The organism is Dorea sp. AF36-15AT (assembly GCF_003477705.1).
Lineage (GTDB): Bacteria > Bacillota > Clostridia > Lachnospirales > Lachnospiraceae > Claveliimonas > Claveliimonas ammoniilytica.
The window spans coordinates 1-17,771 of record NZ_QUDV01000007.1 but is presented as its reverse complement, the minus strand read 5'-3'; the positions used below and the strand labels follow the sequence as shown (position 1 = coordinate 17,771).

14 protein-coding genes, 1 rRNA gene and 2 pseudogenes are annotated in these 17,771 nt (G+C 42.6%); 11 read left to right on the top strand and 6 right to left on the bottom strand.

The window, feature by feature from the left end; translation table 11 throughout:
- The 4 genes from DWZ93_RS10450 to DWZ93_RS10435 all read right to left on the bottom strand — a co-directional run bounded on the left by DWZ93_RS10450 (position 1) and on the right by DWZ93_RS10435 (position 2,932).
- On the bottom strand, positions 1-837 hold the full coding sequence (locus DWZ93_RS10450) for a hypothetical protein (protein WP_106762866.1): 837 nt from the start codon (positions 835-837) through the stop codon (positions 1-3).
- Between the two features lie 146 nt (positions 838-983).
- The gene (locus tag DWZ93_RS10445) at positions 984-2,072 is read right to left on the bottom strand and encodes a sensor histidine kinase (protein ID WP_005422949.1); all 1,089 of its coding nucleotides are present in this window, start codon (positions 2,070-2,072) and stop codon (positions 984-986) included.
- Positions 2,059-2,757 carry a VanR-ABDEGLN family response regulator transcription factor gene (gene vanR, locus DWZ93_RS10440; protein ID WP_118452894.1) on the bottom strand — a complete coding sequence of 233 codons (699 nt, stop codon included), beginning with the start codon at positions 2,755-2,757 and terminating at the stop codon, positions 2,059-2,061. Before vanR ends, DWZ93_RS10445 begins: the two co-directional genes overlap by 14 nt.
- Positions 2,750-2,932, bottom strand: coding sequence for a helix-turn-helix domain-containing protein (locus DWZ93_RS10435; protein WP_005422953.1), 183 nt, complete (start codon positions 2,930-2,932; stop codon positions 2,750-2,752). Before DWZ93_RS10435 ends, vanR begins: the two co-directional genes overlap by 8 nt.
- Positions 2,933-3,092: 160 nt before the next feature.
- On the opposite strand from DWZ93_RS10435, the gene DWZ93_RS10430 reads away from it, so the two are divergent.
- The 3 genes and pseudogenes from DWZ93_RS10430 to DWZ93_RS10420 form a co-directional block, all read left to right on the top strand.
- Complete coding sequence (locus tag DWZ93_RS10430) at positions 3,093-3,452, top strand: helix-turn-helix transcriptional regulator (RefSeq protein WP_201259548.1); 360 nt, start codon at positions 3,093-3,095, stop codon at positions 3,450-3,452.
- Between the two features lie 244 nt (positions 3,453-3,696).
- The gene (locus DWZ93_RS10425; RefSeq protein ID WP_005422959.1) at positions 3,697-4,026 is read left to right on the top strand and encodes a plasmid mobilization protein; all 330 of its coding nucleotides are present in this window, start codon (positions 3,697-3,699) and stop codon (positions 4,024-4,026) included.
- Positions 3,987-4,265, top strand: a pseudogene (locus DWZ93_RS10420) (relaxase/mobilization nuclease domain-containing protein); the annotation flags it as partial. The gene DWZ93_RS10425 and the pseudogene DWZ93_RS10420, both read left to right, overlap by 40 nt.
- Here the strand turns inward: DWZ93_RS10420 and DWZ93_RS10415 are convergent.
- Positions 4,260-4,745: pseudogene (locus DWZ93_RS10415) on the bottom strand (helix-turn-helix domain-containing protein); the annotation flags it as partial. The pseudogenes DWZ93_RS10420 and DWZ93_RS10415 overlap by 6 nt on opposite strands.
- 210 nt (positions 4,746-4,955) lie before the next feature.
- Positions 4,956-5,318, bottom strand: coding sequence for a hypothetical protein (locus tag DWZ93_RS10410; protein ID WP_005928529.1), 363 nt, complete (start codon positions 5,316-5,318; stop codon positions 4,956-4,958).
- A 590-nt stretch (positions 5,319-5,908) separates the two neighbouring features.
- On the opposite strand from DWZ93_RS10410, the gene DWZ93_RS10400 reads away from it, so the two are divergent.
- From DWZ93_RS10400 to DWZ93_RS10360, 8 genes are all read left to right on the top strand, one after another.
- Entirely contained in the window at positions 5,909-6,682 is a 774-nt protein-coding gene (locus DWZ93_RS10400; protein WP_118383453.1) for a NifB/NifX family molybdenum-iron cluster-binding protein, read from the top strand.
- Positions 6,683-7,267: 585 nt separating this feature from the next.
- Positions 7,268-7,549, top strand: coding sequence for a hypothetical protein (locus DWZ93_RS10395; RefSeq protein ID WP_330421767.1), 282 nt, complete (start codon positions 7,268-7,270; stop codon positions 7,547-7,549).
- 780 nt (positions 7,550-8,329) lie between these two features.
- Complete coding sequence (locus tag DWZ93_RS10385; protein ID WP_118452893.1) at positions 8,330-8,779, top strand: Hsp20/alpha crystallin family protein; 450 nt, start codon at positions 8,330-8,332, stop codon at positions 8,777-8,779.
- Between the two features lie 105 nt (positions 8,780-8,884).
- A complete protein-coding gene (locus DWZ93_RS10380; protein ID WP_118452892.1) occupies positions 8,885-9,958 on the top strand; it encodes a DnaJ C-terminal domain-containing protein in 1,074 nt (357 codons plus the stop codon).
- A gap of 117 nt (positions 9,959-10,075) precedes the next feature.
- Positions 10,076-12,658: an ATP-dependent chaperone ClpB gene (clpB, locus tag DWZ93_RS10375; protein WP_118452891.1), complete on the top strand. Its 2,583-nt coding sequence runs from the start codon at positions 10,076-10,078 to the stop codon at positions 12,656-12,658.
- Between the two features lie 7 nt (positions 12,659-12,665).
- Complete coding sequence (locus tag DWZ93_RS10370) at positions 12,666-13,955, top strand: DNA polymerase Y family protein (protein ID WP_118452890.1); 1,290 nt, start codon at positions 12,666-12,668, stop codon at positions 13,953-13,955.
- A gap of 546 nt (positions 13,956-14,501) precedes the next feature.
- Positions 14,502-15,752 carry a saccharopine dehydrogenase family protein gene (locus DWZ93_RS10365; RefSeq protein ID WP_118452889.1) on the top strand — a complete coding sequence of 417 codons (1,251 nt, stop codon included), beginning with the start codon at positions 14,502-14,504 and terminating at the stop codon, positions 15,750-15,752.
- A 482-nt stretch (positions 15,753-16,234) separates the two neighbouring features.
- Positions 16,235-17,765: ribosomal RNA gene (locus DWZ93_RS10360) — 16S ribosomal RNA — on the top strand.
- Positions 17,766-17,771: the final 6 nt, after the last annotated feature.

The following is a 17,771-nucleotide window of genomic DNA, read 5'->3' as shown; positions in this document are numbered from 1 at the left end:
TTACAAATTACTCCTTGGGTCAAGGTTTGGGGGAATAGAAGAAATTGTATCGCCCTCATTTACACCCGACAATATTTCTATATATGCACCATCAGTTGCACCCAGCATAACTTCTGTTTGAATTTGTTTTCCGTCATTTATTACGGTTACCATTCCCTTACCTTGTCTGCCCGCAATGACTGAAAGTGGTAACAAAAGCACATCTTTTCTAGTTTCGGCTGTTATGACAACGGTAGCACTTTGTCCGGGTTTTACATCAATATCTTTTCCAATTAAACATTGCAATGTGCTTTCTGCATTTTCTGATACTGGTACTACAACTGCAATCGCTTCCGTAGGTCCCACACCATCAACTACTTGAAACTTTGCTTTTAATGCTGCATTTTCCGGCAATATTTTCAAAAAATTTTCAGCTTCAATATTGAGAGCAAAACCTGTGTACTTAGCTGTTGCTAAGGGATAATTTTTGGGAACACTCTCATTAGATGAGATAATAGAAAGAATCGTTGCGTCAACTGGGGATTTTATTTCTTCTTCAGATACTTTCCCAATCACACCACCCTCAGTAATTTTGTTGCCGGCTGAGGAACAGGCTTCAAAAGTACCCTCAACAGAAGAACATAAAACAAAATCCAAAGCCGGAATAATAGTTGTGTGAGCAGATACCGTTGGAGTAAGATTACCGCGAGTAACGGATACCGTTTCAACGGATTGTACTTTTGGATTTACGTTACTGGTTTCATTTTTCTGCTCGTCAAAACAACAGGCAGATAACACAATTATTATCATACATAGCATAGGTAACGCCATAATTCGATTTTGGTATTTCACCAACATACCTCCTTGTTATTGTATATTATATTTCGTTTAAAGATAAAAGGCTTTCACCTTGATACAATAATTGTATCAAAATAAAAGCCTTAATTTTGATGATTGTTCGCAAGAAAATCCTCTTTTTTGCTACGGAATTTCTTACGATTTTCCTACGAAAGTGGAAGTGTAACTATAAATTTTATACACTCGTCTTTACTATGAGCAACAATAGTCCCCTTATGTAGTTCTACAATATGTTTCGCAATCGCAAGTCCCAATCCGGCACCACCACTTGTAGTATTTCTTGATGTGTCAACTCGGTAAAACTGCTCAAATATTAGTTTTAGTTTTTCTTCTGCGATAGGATTCCCAAAATTTTCAAAAGTAATTACAATAGTGTTCTCTTGAAGTTCTGTGGTTATTGCAACTTCTGTATCTGTATAACTGTAAATTACCGCATTACGCAAGAGATTATCGAACACACGTTGTATTTTGTTTGCGTCGCAATGTAGCATAATGTCGCTTGTACTATTGAGAGTACATTTCAAATTTTTTTCCTTTAATATGGGCTTAAATTCATAGATAAGTTGTTCTAATAAACGGGTCAAATTTATGTTGCTGTATTGTAATGTTATGTTAGATAAGTTAAATCGTGTGATTTCAAAAAACTCGTTTATCAAATCTTCAAGACGTTCTGCTTTATCAAGAGAAATAGAAAGATACTTTTCTCTTAACTCCTGTGATATTTGTTGTTCATCATCATGCAGTAGTGTTAGATAGCCAATGACGGAAGAAAGCGGCGTTTTCAAATCATGTGCAAGGTACATAATCAAATCATTCTTGCGCTGTTCATTTTCCTGTGCAAGTCGCGCATTGTTTTCTGCTTCTTGCTTTAAGCGATTTATGTTGATAGCAATTTCGCTTAGTTCCGGTGAGAGTTCAATATAATCTACTGATTTATCAAATAGTTTTCCTGTTGCAGCTTGTAACTCGTAGACATAATTAACAACCTTTTTCAAAAGTTTATAAGTCAAATACAAAATGCAAACTACCCATAATATAAGCCCTACCATATAAACATAAAGTCCCCTATATATCAGGTAGTAATGTTCCACATATCTATCCAGTACCCAAGTAAGTCCCATATCTAACGAAACCGTACACACTAAGATAATTCCCGAACAAATTACACTCTGTAAGATATAACTTTTAAACAGGATTGTAAGCAGATAATTTTGTTCATTTTTATTCAATTTCATAACCTACCCCCCAAACTGTTTTGATAAATTTTGGATTTTTGGCGGGTTCATTTAATTTTTCTCTAAGCCGCCCTATATGTGCCATTACGGTGTTGTTATTATCTAAATATTTTTCTTTCCAGATATTTTCAAATAGTTCCTCAGTTGAAACAACTTTGCCTTGATGTTCACATAAATACCAAAGGATTGAAAACTCGATAGGAGTTAAAGATATTTCTTTTCCGAACAAAAAGCATTTATGCGTGTCCTTATTGATAATCAATCCTCTAATGTCATATTCACTTTTTGGAAAAAACTGCTTTTTTGTTGGATTGTTGTACTTCTGATAGCGTCTTAACTGTGTTTTCACTCTTGCAATGATTTCAAGGGGATTAAAAGGTTTTGTTATATAATCATCGGCACCTATTGTTAGCCCCATTATTTTATCGCCATCATCAATTTTAGCTGTAAGCATAATAACAGGGAAATAAAAATTTTCTCTAATTTTTTGGCAAATACGGAATCCGTCTATATCAGGAAGCATAACGTCCAATATCGCCAAATCAATTTCCGTTTTCTGAATACATTCCAATGCTTCAATTCCATTGTAATATTTGTGTACTATATAATTATCGTTTTTAAGATAAACTTCAAGTAAATCTGCTATCTCTTTTTCATCATCTACAACTAAAATTTTTTCATTCATTGTCTACACTCCTTTTTATCCTTTTATCAAATGGTTTTACTGCGCTCTTGGGTATCAACCACATATAACCGATTTTTGAAACACCAGGTATTCGATTTTCTTTACAAAGTATCTGCACACGCCGTTCAGAAATACCCCATTTTTCCGCTGCTTCGGGACAAGACATATATTCCATATCGTAACCGTCCTTTCTTCAAACATTATCAATATAATTATACTCGGATAACCGAATAATAGCAAGTACATGATATGCTCTATTTCTATCCATACTATGATGCGTGTAATCATATCTTGAAAGAGAGATGAAATATACAATGTAGTTGGGTGAAATGATTATGAAGCAGAGCAAAGAAAAGTTTGATTTTAAGGCTTTCGGACAGGCTATCAAAGCGGCAAGAAAAGCAAAGGGAATTTCCCGCAACCAGTTAGCGGATAAGCTGAACATTGCGCCGCGATATATCGCGTCCATTGAAAACAGCGGGCAGCACCCAAGTTTGCAGATTTTGTATGAGCTTGTAACCCTGCTTGACGTATCGGTAGACCAGTTCTTTTTCCCGGAACGGGAACAGGAAAAGTCCACACGCCGCCGTCAGCTTGATACCATGCTCGACGGCATGAGCGAAAAGGATTTGAAAATCCTGTCAGCTACCGCAAAAGGGATTGAGGAAGCCAACAACGAAACAACGGGGGAATAAAGTTCCCTCGTTTCTTCATAGAAAAAGCAGTTTGAAACGTCGCAGTTTGCGGCGTTTTTCTTTTGTCCTGCTTTGGCAAAATCAGATTTTCCATGTAGTAGGGATAAAGGGAGAAAGTTTCTTAGCAAGCATAGGAAAGGGGTACCCTTTCCGTATTTTCGCCCTCCTGCGCTGCGGCGCGTCGGTTGAAAATTGCTTGTTGGGAAGTGTCCCAAACCCTCGGAATGGAAAGGAGTGTGAGCCGATGAACGGCAGGAAACGGACAGTACAAATTAAATTCAGAGTAACAGAGGAAGAACGGGCGTTCATTGAACAGAAAATGCAGCTCGTCCCTACCCGGAACATGGAAGCCTACTTGCGGAAAATGGCAATCGACGGGTATATCATTCAGATAGACCATGCCGACATAAAAGCTATGACAGCGGAGATACAGAAAATCGGGGTCAATGTCAATCAGATTGCAAAGCGCGTCAATGCGACGGGCAGCGTCTACCAAGAGGATATAGAAGAAATCAAGGAGGTGCTTGCGGAGATATGGCGGTTACAAAGATTAAGCCTATTAAAAGCACGTTAAAAAAAGCCCTTGACTATATCCAAAACCCGAACAAGACGGACGGGAAAATGCTGGTGTCCTCGTTCGGGTGCAGCTATGAAACGGCAGATATTGAGTTCGGATTTACATTGTCGCAAGCTCTTGACAGAGGAAACAACCTCGCACACCATTTGATACAATCTTTTGAGCCGGGGGAAGTCGATTATGAGAAAGCCCATGAAATCGGAAAACAGCTTGCCGACGCGGTAACAAAGGGGCAAGGGATTTAGGGAATGGATAGGAATGGAATGGGTACTTGATAAATCCGTATTTGATTTTTCTTTTTTTTGTAAGTTAGTTCTTGATATATCTTTATTTAATTGCATTGGATTTTCCGACGTCGGATTTTCCGTTGTCGGGTTATCCGCTGTTGGATTTTCCAATACCGGGCAATCCAATTCCGGCGGCTGCGGCTGTTCGTAAATGGTGTACTCGATTGCGGTCATTTTGCCTTTCTCGTCGCGTCCCTGCCGCCTTGTGATATATCCGGCTTTTTCAAGCTCCCAAACGGCGGTACGGATAGCGTCGATACTTTCCCGGTTGATGTAGGACAGCCCTGCAAGGGTATAGTCCCAATCCTCCGGCAGGGACAGCATTTGAGATAACAGCCCCTTTGCCTTTAAGGAAAGCTCCTTGTTGCGTAAGTGGTGGTTGCTCATTACGGTGTAGCCTGTGTTGCGTTCCACACGGAAAACTGCCATAGCTTCATCACTCCTTTGCTTTAGATTTGTTGCGCAGTAGAACGCGGATTTTGAGGGGTAAGGTATCTTTTCCTTGCTTCCTCTGTTTTGCGTTCTGTAAGCCCGATAAATCAAGGCTTTTTTTGCCCCTACTGCGTAACATGAGGGCATAAAAATAGCGGCGTTCCTGTTCTCCCAGTGAGAGAGTGAGAAACGCCGCTGTGCGGGTCGCTATTTCATTTCTTCTGCTATCAGTTCTTGCATGACTTCTCCAAAGTCTGCCATGAAAGAAAAGATGAAGTATTCCAAAACGTCGGGGTCTGCGTCCATAGGCTCGGCTTCCTCTGAAAAAGGCAAGCCCATTAGCCCATAAAGCAGTTTGATGATTTTGAACAGCTTGCCCCGGTCGGTGGGGTTGTTCATGGTTACAAGTACGTTGGTAAGGCGGTTGATTGTTTCCATGTCGCCGCCTGTCGTTACCCATACCATTTCCGCGAACGGCTGCGTGATTGCCCCGGCGACAAGGTTTATCTTATTCTTGCCGATTTCGCCGGACGGAAGTATAATACCCTTAGTCAAAAGTTCGTTTTTCATGTCGTCCTCCTTATATTCTGTGGTGCTAAAATGGTGCCCGGTCTTACAAAAACACCTTATGCGGAGATATGACAAGAAAAATGAAGATATGCGGAAAACCTTGATTTTAAGCCATTTTCACATTGGTTTATAAACATTTGTGAGGACTTATAAAAGGTTTTGCGTCTATCAAATCAATAAAAAAATGTCTTTTTAGTTATTAGCGGTCAAGGTAAATTCTTATGTAATAATATCACAGAAGAATTTACCTTTTTCAGGTACAATAGAGATAACAAATTTGAAAGGGGAACAAAGCATTGGTATGATTATTTATGGATATGGGCGATCATTTATTTTGCTCTAGGTTTTTTAAATATTTTGTTCGCTTGGTTTGGGATGATTGATTTCCTGGTGCCGTTAGGAATAGCAATATTCGGTGGAAATAAATTTTTCTGTAATCATTTGTGTGGACGTGGCCAGCTTTTTAGTAAGCTTGGTGGAGATTTAAAATGCTCAAGAAATAAACCAACCCCGAGATGGATGAGTTCAAAATGGTTCCGATATGCCTTTTATAAGGCTATTATATAAAAAAAGCAAGAAAGGAGCAGTTTATGCCGAGACCAGTAAAATGTAGAAAAGTCTGTCATTTCCCCAATATTTTAGAATTTCTTCCGGCAGATAATACTGAGAAAAAAACACCTATTGTTCTGACGGTAGATGAGTATGAGACAATTCGTCTTTTGGACAAGAAAGGTTATAGTCAGGAGCAGTGTGCAGCATCTATGCAAGTCGCAAGAACAACAGTTCAACGAATTTACGAGATTGCCAGGAAGAAAATAGCAGATGCACTCATTGATGGACATCCACTCAGAATTGAGGGTGGGGATTTCAGAATCTGTGATGGTCAGAGCAGCAACTGCAGCTTTGGAGGATGTTATAAACAGGAAATATACAAAAAATATGCAGAAGAAAAAGGAGAAGGTATCATGAGAATAGCAGTAACATATGAAAATGGACAGATTTTCCAGCACTTTGGACACACAGAGACATTTAAGATTTACGATGTAGAGGAAGGAAAAGTAGTACATTCAGAAATAGTAGATACGAATGGAAGCGGACATGGTGCATTGGCAGGAGTTCTTAATGCATTGAACGCAGATATTTTGATCTGTGGCGGAATCGGAGGCGGTGCACAGACAGCGTTAGCGGCAGCTGGTATTAAACTTTTTGGAGGAGTTTCCGGAGATGCGGATGAAGCAGTAGAAGCCTTTATTAATGAAACACTGGATTACAATCCAGATGTGAAATGTTCTCACCATGAACACAGCCACGGGGAAGGACATACATGTGGCGAGCACGGATGTGGAAGCCATAGTTGTCATTAAGAAGAATAGTAAAAAATAATAATACGAAAGGATGTGCCAAGGTAATGGAGAAGTTACCGTAGCGCATCCTTTTTTTGTTAAGTTAAATAATGGAACAGAAAATTAATATTACTCAAACATTGCTTTATCAAAATATAAACAAATATAGGATAATATGCGCTTAACGAAGTCGAAAGGAGGTTCGGAACATGGGAAAAGTTATCGTAGTAGCAGTGGTAGTAGTTGCAGTAGTAGCGGGTGTTGTGGTGAAGAATAGAAAGTAAAAAATTAAATGTGCATACACGTTTCAAGATATTGGTATAGGATATTTTGAAACGTGTATGATAAAATAGAATGTAAGAGAATCAACATGCCTCAAATAAAACTCAATTAAAAAATAAATATCAGATAGAAATATGTCCATAAAACAAGGTGAGATTTATGAAGAAAATGATATTTGTTATAGTATCATTAGTAGCAATTGTAGAAATTACAATTACTGCAGTTTGTATGCCTGAGGATAGATTTAAGGAGAAAATAATATGGATGAGTAAGTAAAAGAGAGTTGAAATCCATTACTCAGATTCCAATATCAGGGAAAAGACATTGTTAGAGGCATACTGTTCAAGACTTTTTATGGGATATCATGACAATCAACCGTTTAATGATAACATGCTTCGTCCGTGTCCTGTACTTGATAATCCAGGACGGTTTACGGACATTGTAGAAAAGAATGGGGCTAGAAGTACAGACTATCAGAATCTTGAGACAGCAAAGGAATTTTTAGATAAATGTGAGGAGGTGGCAGCAAACTGGACACCTGCGGCAGAAAGATTATGGATGGCATCAAAAGGCACAGCATGTACGGGCTGTCATGGATGCAGATAACAATATTACGGATAAGAAAGAAAACGAATTAAGAAATTGATTTGGTGTTAAATATTTCTCTTGAATTAACAATTCTGAAACAATTTTCAAACACAATATAAACCTACATATCCTATGCTGTATGCAAATCATCCGGCATGGGATTTTTTTGAAAAAATACAATGAAATAGAGTAAAGCGGACATTCGCAATCCGCTTCGCTACTTGCGCATGAACGCAGTCGCTTCGCGATTTGTCGGTGGGAGCTTTCAACTCCCACTGACATAAGCATCCCCCTCACCCGCCGTTTAGTGCTCCGCGCACTTGAAGCGGGGGAATGCTTATCTGCGTTCAAATTATGAGAAAGGATAAGGGTTGGCAGATCAGCACCAACTACTGGTGCTATATAACCATGTAAGTGAAATGTCCAGAATTGAGAGTGAAGTTACAAGACTGGAAAACGTAGCAATTAGCTGATACCAAAAATAAAAAAATTGGTGTCAAAATGGTGTCAAATCAAGAAAAAGTGATGATTATAAGGAAGAAAAAGTGTTGCAAACCATGTAAAATCAAGGTTTGCAAAAAAATCTTAAAAAATTAGCACTCGCCTCTTGACAGTGCTAATAATAGGTGCTATAGTACAACTAGAACAAAGGAAGAGGGATAAGGAATCAGAGATATGAAGCTGACAGCATTCATACAGTATTCCGGATTGCGATTCCAGAAGTTCCAGCAATCAACACCTCGGAATTTTCCGATCGTGCTAAATATATTATTTATCATTTGGAAGGAGATATGACTTATGATGATGCCTAGTATTTTTAGAGAGAACTTATTTGATGATTTTATGAATGATTTTGCATTCCCAGCATTTCCGAATGTGGATAAAGAGCTGTATGGTAAGCATGCAAAGAACCTTATGAAGACTGATGTAAAAGATACAAAAGAAGGATATAAAGTAGACATTGATCTGCCGGGATTTAAGAAAGACGAGATTCAGATGCATTTGAAAGATGGTGTACTGACTGTAAGTGCAGCCAAGGGTCTGGACAAAGATGAGGAAGACAAGAAAGGTAATTATATCAGAAAAGAGCGTTATGCCGGAAGCCTTAGCAGAAGCTTTTATGTTGGCGAGTACCTTACAGAGGAAGATATTCATCCGAAGTATGAGAACGGTATTCTGTCTTTCGTAGTACCGAAGGAAGAGGAGAAGCCGGTAGAAGAAAAGAGCCATTACATTACCATCGAGTAATTGTAAAATTGTAGATGTAAGTATCAGATACCCCGCAGGCACCCGAACCTGCGGGGTATTCAAATACAGTAACAGAGCAATAATATATAGATGGGAGGGAGAGACATGTCAGCGAAGCGAGATTATTACGATGTCCTTGGTATAGACAGGACGGCCGATAAGAATACGATTAAGAAAGCTTATCGTAAGTTGGCGAAGAGATATCATCCGGATACGAATAAAGACAATCCACAGGCAGAAGAGAAATTCAAGGAAGCAACAGAAGCTTACAATGTCCTCAGCGATCCGGAAAAGAAGAAAATGTATGATCAGTTCGGTCATGCAGCATTTGATGGCACAGCAGGAACAGGTGGATCCGGAGCATATGGATACGGCAGACCGGGTGGAGGTACTTATACGTACAGCGATCCGAATGGAACCTTCCATGAATATCATTTTGAAGGCGGAGATATGGGTGATATGGATGACATCCTGAAAAATATCTTTGGTGGAGGATTCGGAAATAAGACCGGACGTAGCGATTACAGCAGCTACAGTAACTTTGAAAATGGATTCCATGGCGGAGGCTTCGGCGGACGCGATTTTGGTGGAGGATTCCATAGTGGATTCAGCGGTCAGTATAGAGAGAATGGTTCTGACACAAGAGCTGAGATTGATGTAACATTCGATGAAGCAGCATTTGGCGCAGATAAGATGATCCATTTGACGGATCCGAATCATAGCGGACGTGAGACATCACTGAAGGTGCATATCCCGGCAGGTATTGATAACGGTAAGAGCATTCGTTTGAAAGGAAAAGGAATGCCAGGTATCAATGGCGGCAAATCGGGCGATTTGTTACTGAAAGTAAGAGTAGGCGAGAAACCAGGATTTGAAAGAAAAGGAATGGATGTATACACCACTGCCCGGGTACCATTTACAACAGCGGTACTCGGTGGCGAAACCATTGTGCCTACACTGACCGGAAAGGTTATGTGTAAGATTAATCCGGGTACTCAGTCCGGAACCAAGATCCGTCTGAAAGGCAAGGGGATTGTTGCAATGAGGGATTCTGGCAGAAAAGGAGATCAGTATGTGACAATACAGATTGATGTTCCGAAGAATCTGACAGAAGAAGCCAAACGAAAATTGCGAGAATTTGAAGCAGCATGTGGCGGCAGAACAAAGGGCGCAGCATGATAATAATAGATGAAAAGAATTAGCACTCGACTATTGACTTGGCTAATAGCCGGTGCTATATTGTGAATAGAACAAAGATAAGTGCGACTGGTTCGCATGTCAAAGGAGGCATGTTTTATGAATATAAATAAATTTACGCAGAAATCACTTCAAGCAGTTCAGGACTGCGAGAAGATTGCAATGGACTATGGTAATCAGGAGATCGAGCAGGAGCATTTGCTGTATGCATTGCTTACACAGGATGATGGGCTGATTCCGAAGATGATTGAGAAGATGGGTCTGGACACAGGTGTGGTAACGCATCGTGTAGAACAGGCAATCGCCGGTCGCACAAAGGTACAGGGCGGCAAGCAGTATGTAGGACAGGATCTGAATAATGTTCTGGTGCACGCAGAGGATGAAGCAAAGCAGATGGGGGATGAGTATGTATCGGTTGAGCATCTGTTCCTTGCAATGCTTCGTTATCCAAGCCGTGCAATGAAAGAAATCTTCCGGGAGATGGGTATCAGTAAGGAAGGGTTTCTCCAGGCACTTTCTACAGTGCGTGGAAACCAGCGGGTAACCAGCGATAATCCGGAGGCTACCTATGATACATTGAACAAATATGGTACAGATTTGGTGGAAAGGGCCAGAGATCAGAAGATGGATCCGGTCATTGGTCGTGATGCAGAGATCCGTAATGTGGTTCGTATCCTGTCTCGTAAGACTAAGAATAATCCGGTATTGATTGGTGAACCTGGTGTAGGTAAGACAGCAGTTGTAGAAGGTCTGGCACAACGTATCGTGAAAGGTGATGTGCCGGAAGGTCTGAAAGATAAGACGATATTCTCATTGGATATGGGAGCACTGGTAGCCGGTGCTAAATATCGTGGAGAATTTGAGGAGCGTCTGAAAGCTGTTCTGGAAGAGGTTAAGAACAGTGATGGACACATTATTCTCTTTATTGATGAACTGCACACGATCGTGGGCGCAGGTAAGACAGATGGTGCCATGGATGCAGGCAATATGCTGAAGCCGATGCTGGCTCGAGGCGAACTGCATTGTATCGGTGCTACGACACTGGATGAGTACAGACAGTACATTGAGAAAGATGCCGCTCTGGAACGCCGTTTCCAACCGGTACTTGTGGATGAGCCAACGGTTGAGGATGCCATTTCTATCCTGCGTGGTCTGAAAGAACGTTATGAAGTATTCCATGGAGTTAAGATTACTGACAGCGCGCTGGTAGCAGCGGCTACATTATCTAACCGTTATATCTCCGACAGGTTCCTGCCTGATAAGGCAATCGATCTGGTGGATGAGGCGTGTGCATTGATTAAGACAGAGCTTGATTCCATGCCGACAGAGCTGGATGAGTTGAATCGTCGTATCATGCAGATGGAGATCGAGGAAGCTGCACTTAAGAAGGAAGAAGATCGTCTTAGCAAGGAGCGCCTGGAGCATTTGCAGCAGGAGCTGGCTGAACTCCGGGAAGAATTTGCCGGACAGAAAGCTCAGTGGGACAATGAAAAGAAAGCTGTAGAGCGTATTCATAAGGTACGTGAAGAGATTGAAAATGTCGGTAAAGAGATTCAGAAAGCACAGCAGGCATATGATCTGAATAAGGCAGCAGAGCTTCAGTATGGTAAGCTGCCACAGCTCAAACAGCAGCTGGAAGAACTGGAATCACAGACAAAGGATGAAGATCGATCTCTGGTACACGAGTGTGTAACAGATGAAGAGATTGCCAGAATCGTATCCAGATGGACCGGAATTCCAGTTGCCAAACTGAATGAGAGCGAACGTAATAAGACATTGCATCTGGCAGATGAACTTCATCACAGAGTTATTGGACAGGATGAAGGAGTGGAACTTGTGACGGAAGCGATCATTCGCTCCAAAGCTGGCATTAAAGACCCGACTAAGCCGATCGGTTCTTTCCTGTTCCTTGGACCTACTGGCGTAGGTAAGACGGAACTTGCCAAGGCACTTGCAGAGAGTCTGTTTGATGACGAGTCCAATATGGTCCGTATAGATATGAGTGAGTACATGGAGAAACATTCTGTGTCTCGTCTGATCGGAGCGCCTCCGGGATATGTAGGATATGACGAGGGTGGTCAGCTTACAGAGGCTGTTCGTAGAAAACCATATTCAGTTGTTCTGTTTGATGAGGTGGAAAAAGCACACCCGGATGTATTTAATGTACTTCTTCAGGTACTGGATGACGGACGCATTACGGATTCTCAGGGACGTACGGTAGATTTTAAGAATACGATACTGATCATGACATCAAATATTGGTTCCTCTTATCTGTTGGATGGAATTGATGAGAACGGTAATATCAGTGAAGCAAGTAAGGATGCTGTGATGGCAGATCTGAGAGCGCATTTCCGCCCGGAGTTTCTGAACCGTCTGGATGAGACCATTATGTTCAAACCATTGACGAAGGATAATATTCATGGCATTATTGACTTGTTGATAGCCGGTTTGAACAAACGTCTGGAAGAGAAGGAGATTTCCATCAGGCTGACAGATGCAGCGAAGAATTACGTGGTAGAAGGCGGATATGATCCGATGTATGGTGCGCGTCCGCTGAAGAGATTCCTGCAGAAACATGTAGAGACATTGGCTGCTAAGCTGATGCTGCAGGGTGGCGTCGGTGCAGATCAGACCATTGTAATTGATGTGGAGAATGGCAGTCTGACGGCAAGAAGCGAATAATAGATCAATGACTATAATATTTCATATTGATGTTAATTCTGCGTTCCTGAGCTGGAACGCGGTAGAAGAACTGAAGAATGGCGCAGACCGGGATCTGCGTAAGATCAATGCTATTGTAGGCGGTGACCAGAAGTCGCGGCATGGCATTGTGCTTGCCAAGTCCCAGTCTGCTAAAAGATATGGCATCCGTACGGGGGAACCTGTTGCGAATGCCTTTCGTAAGTGTTCGGATCTTGTGGTGGTACCTCCGGATCACAGGCGTTATCAGGAATACAGTAAAAGGCTTATGGATCTTCTGCGGGATTATACACCAGATATAGAACAGGTCAGTGTAGATGAATGTTTTATGGATTTTACCGGTATTGCGCATCGTTTTCATTCGCCCATAGATGGTGCTATGGAGATTAAAAATGCGGTACGCGATAAGTTTGGCTTTACCGTGAATGTAGGAATATCCACGAATAAACTGCTGGCTAAGATGGCATCTGATTTTGAAAAACCAGATAAAGTGCATACGCTTTTTCCGGAAGAGATTCAGGCAAAAATGTGGCCACTTCCGGTGGAAGACCTGTTCATGGCAGGCAGATCCAGCGTAGAGACACTTCATAAGCTGGAAATGCGGATAATTGGTGATGTGGCACAGGCAGATCCGGCAATTCTGGAGCTGCATTTGAAAAACCACGGAAGAATGCTTTGGGAATCTGCTAATGGCATCGGGGATGATGTAGTGCGACCGGTGCGGGCAGAGGCAAAAGGAATTGGTAATTCTACGACTCTTGCAAAAGATGTTACCACTGAGGAAGAGGCTGGAAAAGTTCTTTTTAATCTGGCAGAGAGTGTGGGCAGGCGTCTTCGCAATGCCGAGATGAAAGCAGGTATGCTGAGCGTGGAGATTCGTTATCATACATTTCAGGATAATTCGCATCAGAAGCAGCTTTTTCGATCAACCAGTAATGATATGGATATATATAATATAGCGATGGAACTGTTTCGGGAATTCTGGAATGGAGAACCGATCCGCCTCCTTGGACTTCGAAGTTCCAAGCTGGTACATGAAGATGAACCAGAGCAGATGAGTCTTTTTGATATGCCGATACTGCATAGCAGTGCAGGGAAAGACACGCATAGTACACAGAAAATACATAGTATACTATCGACTGAAAATACATCACGTAGTGATAAATTACGCAATTTGGATGAGGCGCTGGATCAGATACGAAAAAAGTATGGCGACGATGCTGTGAAACGTGGAACCCAACTGAAGGTACAGAAAATGGAGGCTGAAGCAGATGAGTGAGATAAAAAGATCTGTTATGGGAAATATAGAAAGTTCTTGACGAGATTCAGGGGGATAGATATATAATAGTATATAGAAATAAAGCGGATGATGACTGCTCTAGACACCGAAAGGGGCCGAAGAAGCAAACCGGGGGGATGCATCGTTCCTCTGCGGAAACTGACAGGCAAAAGGAAGGCAGTCGGACGAATCTTTGGAGAGAATGCATTAGCATCGCCTACGTGGCAAGAACCAACTGGCAAATGGACAGAGAGATAGATGTACAGGGGAACTGTATGTCTATCTCTCTTTTTGTGCAATAAGCCGCTATGCAGAAATCGTGCTTGCACGAATTTCTATATGGCGGCCAATGTTCATCGAGCCGACAGGCGAGATGACATTGATTGCACGTCGAGTAGGTGTTGGCCTACTCGATAACTACGACGAGTCAAAGTCCGAGCTTGCGCGAATCCTGTAGGACGGTCAATGTTCGTCGAGTTGATAGGCGAGATGACTTAAGCAATAGGTTCAAGGATATTTGCAATATGAACGAGGAGAGAAATGATTATGAGAATGATGCTTGTGGGAGCCGGAGCAGTCGGTGAAAGTATAATGAAAGTATTGAAATGGAGAGATCCGGCGAAAAAATGGCTGGAATATGTGCTTATTTGTGATTATGATGAAGCGAGAGCAAAGGAAATTGCAGATATGCTGTGGGATGCGGAACGTTTTCAGACAGCGCAGGCAGATGCAACAAGCACAGAAGATCTGGTAAGGCTTATCCGGGAGCATCGCATAGATTTTGTTATGGATGCGGCACCTCCATTTGCAAGTAATATGATTTTTGATGCCGCTTTCGAGACGGGCGCAGATTACGGAAGTATGGGTACCTGGTCAGTGCCAATGGAACATCCGGCTTATGGGCTTGGAATTGAAAACAGTTATACGGAGCCTATGACCAGATATAATTTTGATCGCCATGAAAAATGGAAAGAACGTGGAAATATGGCAGTAATCTGTATGGGGATAGATCCTGGTGTGGTCAATGTATTTGCTAAATATGCTGCTGTGAAATTATTTGATGAACTAACTGAGGTACATGTAAAAGATGGTGGCAACCTTAGAATTCCCGGAGCTGATCCGGATGATATTACATTCGGGTTTAATGTATGGACTGTGCTTGACGAAGTGATGAATCCCAATGTGGAATATGATGAAGAACGAGGTGGCTTTATTGTAGAGAAACCATTTGCCGGAAAAGAGGTGTTCCAGATGCCGGATGGAGTAGGAGCTAATACATTAGTAAAAGTAGAACATGAGGAAACCGTAACTATGCCAAGATATCTGGGTGAATATGGATTGAAACGTGCGACCTTTAAGATCAGCCTGGATGAGAATCTGATCACGGCGTTAAAGGTATTAGATCACCTTGGACTACGCAGCCTTCATCCGGTGCAGGTAGGAGATGTGTCTGTAGTGCCGCGAGATGTAGTGGCAGCCTGTGCACCTCAGCCGAAGGACATAGGGGATGAAATGACAGGACGTATGCTGGTAGGTGTGCATTGCATTGGCAAGAAAAATGGAGACAAGAAAGAGTACTTTATCTATCAGCCATTTGATAATCAGGCTTCCATGAAACGGTGGCATTCACAGGCAGTAACTGCGCAGACGGGTTTCGGGGCAGCACTTTCTATAGAATTAATCGGGCGTGGTATATGGAAAGAGTCGGGAGTATATTCTCCGGAATTTTTTAACCCGATGCCATATATGGAATTAATGAAAGAAACGGGCTTTGAATATCGTATACTCGCAATGTAATGTAGACAAAAATGAAATAAATGAAAAAGTTGTTGACAGTGATGTGACTGCTGTGCTATATTATACAGGCTGTCGCGTGAGACAGGGCTGAGAAGTACCGCTGTCCATGAGGCACAAGAGAAAATCCGGAATATATGAAATGAAAAAAGTTGTTGACAAATGTCGATGAACATGATATTCTAGATAAGCTGTTTCGAGCGAGCACACATCGCTGAAACAACAAAAATAAAAAAGTTGTTGACAAGCGACGAAAGATGTGATAATCTATTAAAGCTGTCGCAAACGACAACACAAAGAACTTTGATAACTGAACAATAGACAACAACCCTGAAGATTCTTTAAGAGAAAATTCAGAACGGACTGACAACTTGAAAGTTGAAGTCAACCTATATAACAGTAATAACGGGATAGGAAAGCTAGTAGTTTTCCTGAACGGAATTAAACTTGATTTTAACTCACGCTGAGGCGTGAGGGAAAATATTTTTTACGAGAGTTTGATCCTGGCTCAGGATGAACGCTGGCGGCGTGCTTAACACATGCAAGTCGAACGAAGCACTTAAGTTTGATTCTTCGGATGAAGACTTTTGTGACTGAGTGGCGGACGGGTGAGTAACGCGTGGGTAACCTGCCTCATACAGGGGGATAACAGTTAGAAATGACTGCTAATACCGCATAAGACCACAGCACCGCATGGTGCAGGGGTAAAAACTCCGGTGGTATGAGATGGACCCGCGTCTGATTAGCTAGTTGGTGGGGTAACGGCCTACCAAGGCGACGATCAGTAGCCGACCTGAGAGGGTGACCGGCCACATTGGGACTGAGACACGGCCCAAACTCCTACGGGAGGCAGCAGTGGGGAATATTGCACAATGGGGGAAACCCTGATGCAGCGACGCCGCGTGAAGGATGAAGTATTTCGGTATGTAAACTTCTATCAGCAGGGAAGAAAATGACGGTACCTGACTAAGAAGCCCCGGCTAACTACGTGCCAGCAGCCGCGGTAATACGTAGGGGGCAAGCGTTATCCGGATTTACTGGGTGTAAAGGGAGCGTAGACGGTATGGCAAGTCTGATGTGAAAGGCCAGGGCTCAACCCTGGGACTGCATTGGAAACTGTCGAACTAGAGTGTCGGAGAGGCAAGTGGAATTCCTAGTGTAGCGGTGAAATGCGTAGATATTAGGAGGAACACCAGTGGCGAAGGCGGCTTGCTGGACGATGACTGACGTTGAGGCTCGAAAGCGTGGGGAGCAAACAGGATTAGATACCCTGGTAGTCCACGCCGTAAACGATGACTACTAGGTGTCGGGTAGCAGAGCTATTCGGTGCCGCAGCCAACGCAATAAGTAGTCCACCTGGGGAGTACGTTCGCAAGAATGAAACTCAAAGGAATTGACGGGGACCCGCACAAGCGGTGGAGCATGTGGTTTAATTCGAAGCAACGCGAAGAACCTTACCTGCTCTTGACATCTCCCTGACCGGCAAGTAATGTTGCCTTTCCTTCGGGACAGGGATGACAGGTGGTGCATGGTTGTCGTCAGCTCGTGTCGTGAGATGTTGGGTTAAGTCCCGCAACGAGCGCAACCCCTATCTTTAGTAGCCAGCGGTATGGCCGGGCACTCTAGAGAGACTGCCAGGGATAACCTGGAGGAAGGTGGGGATGACGTCAAATCATCATGCCCCTTATGAGCAGGGCTACACACGTGCTACAATGGCGTAAACAAAGGGAAGCGAGCCTGCGAGGGTAAGCAAATCTCAAAAATAACGTCTCAGTTCGGATTGTAGTCTGCAACTCGACTACATGAAGCTGGAATCGCTAGTAATCGCGAATCAGAATGTCGCGGTGAATACGTTCCCGGGTCTTGTACACACCGCCCGTCACACCATGGGAGTTGGTAACGCCCGAAGTCAGTGACCCAACCGCAAGGAGGGAGCTGCCGAAGGTGGGACCGATAACTGGGGTGAAGTCGTAACAAGGTAGCCGTATCGGAAGGTGCGGCTGGATCACCTCCTTTCTAAGG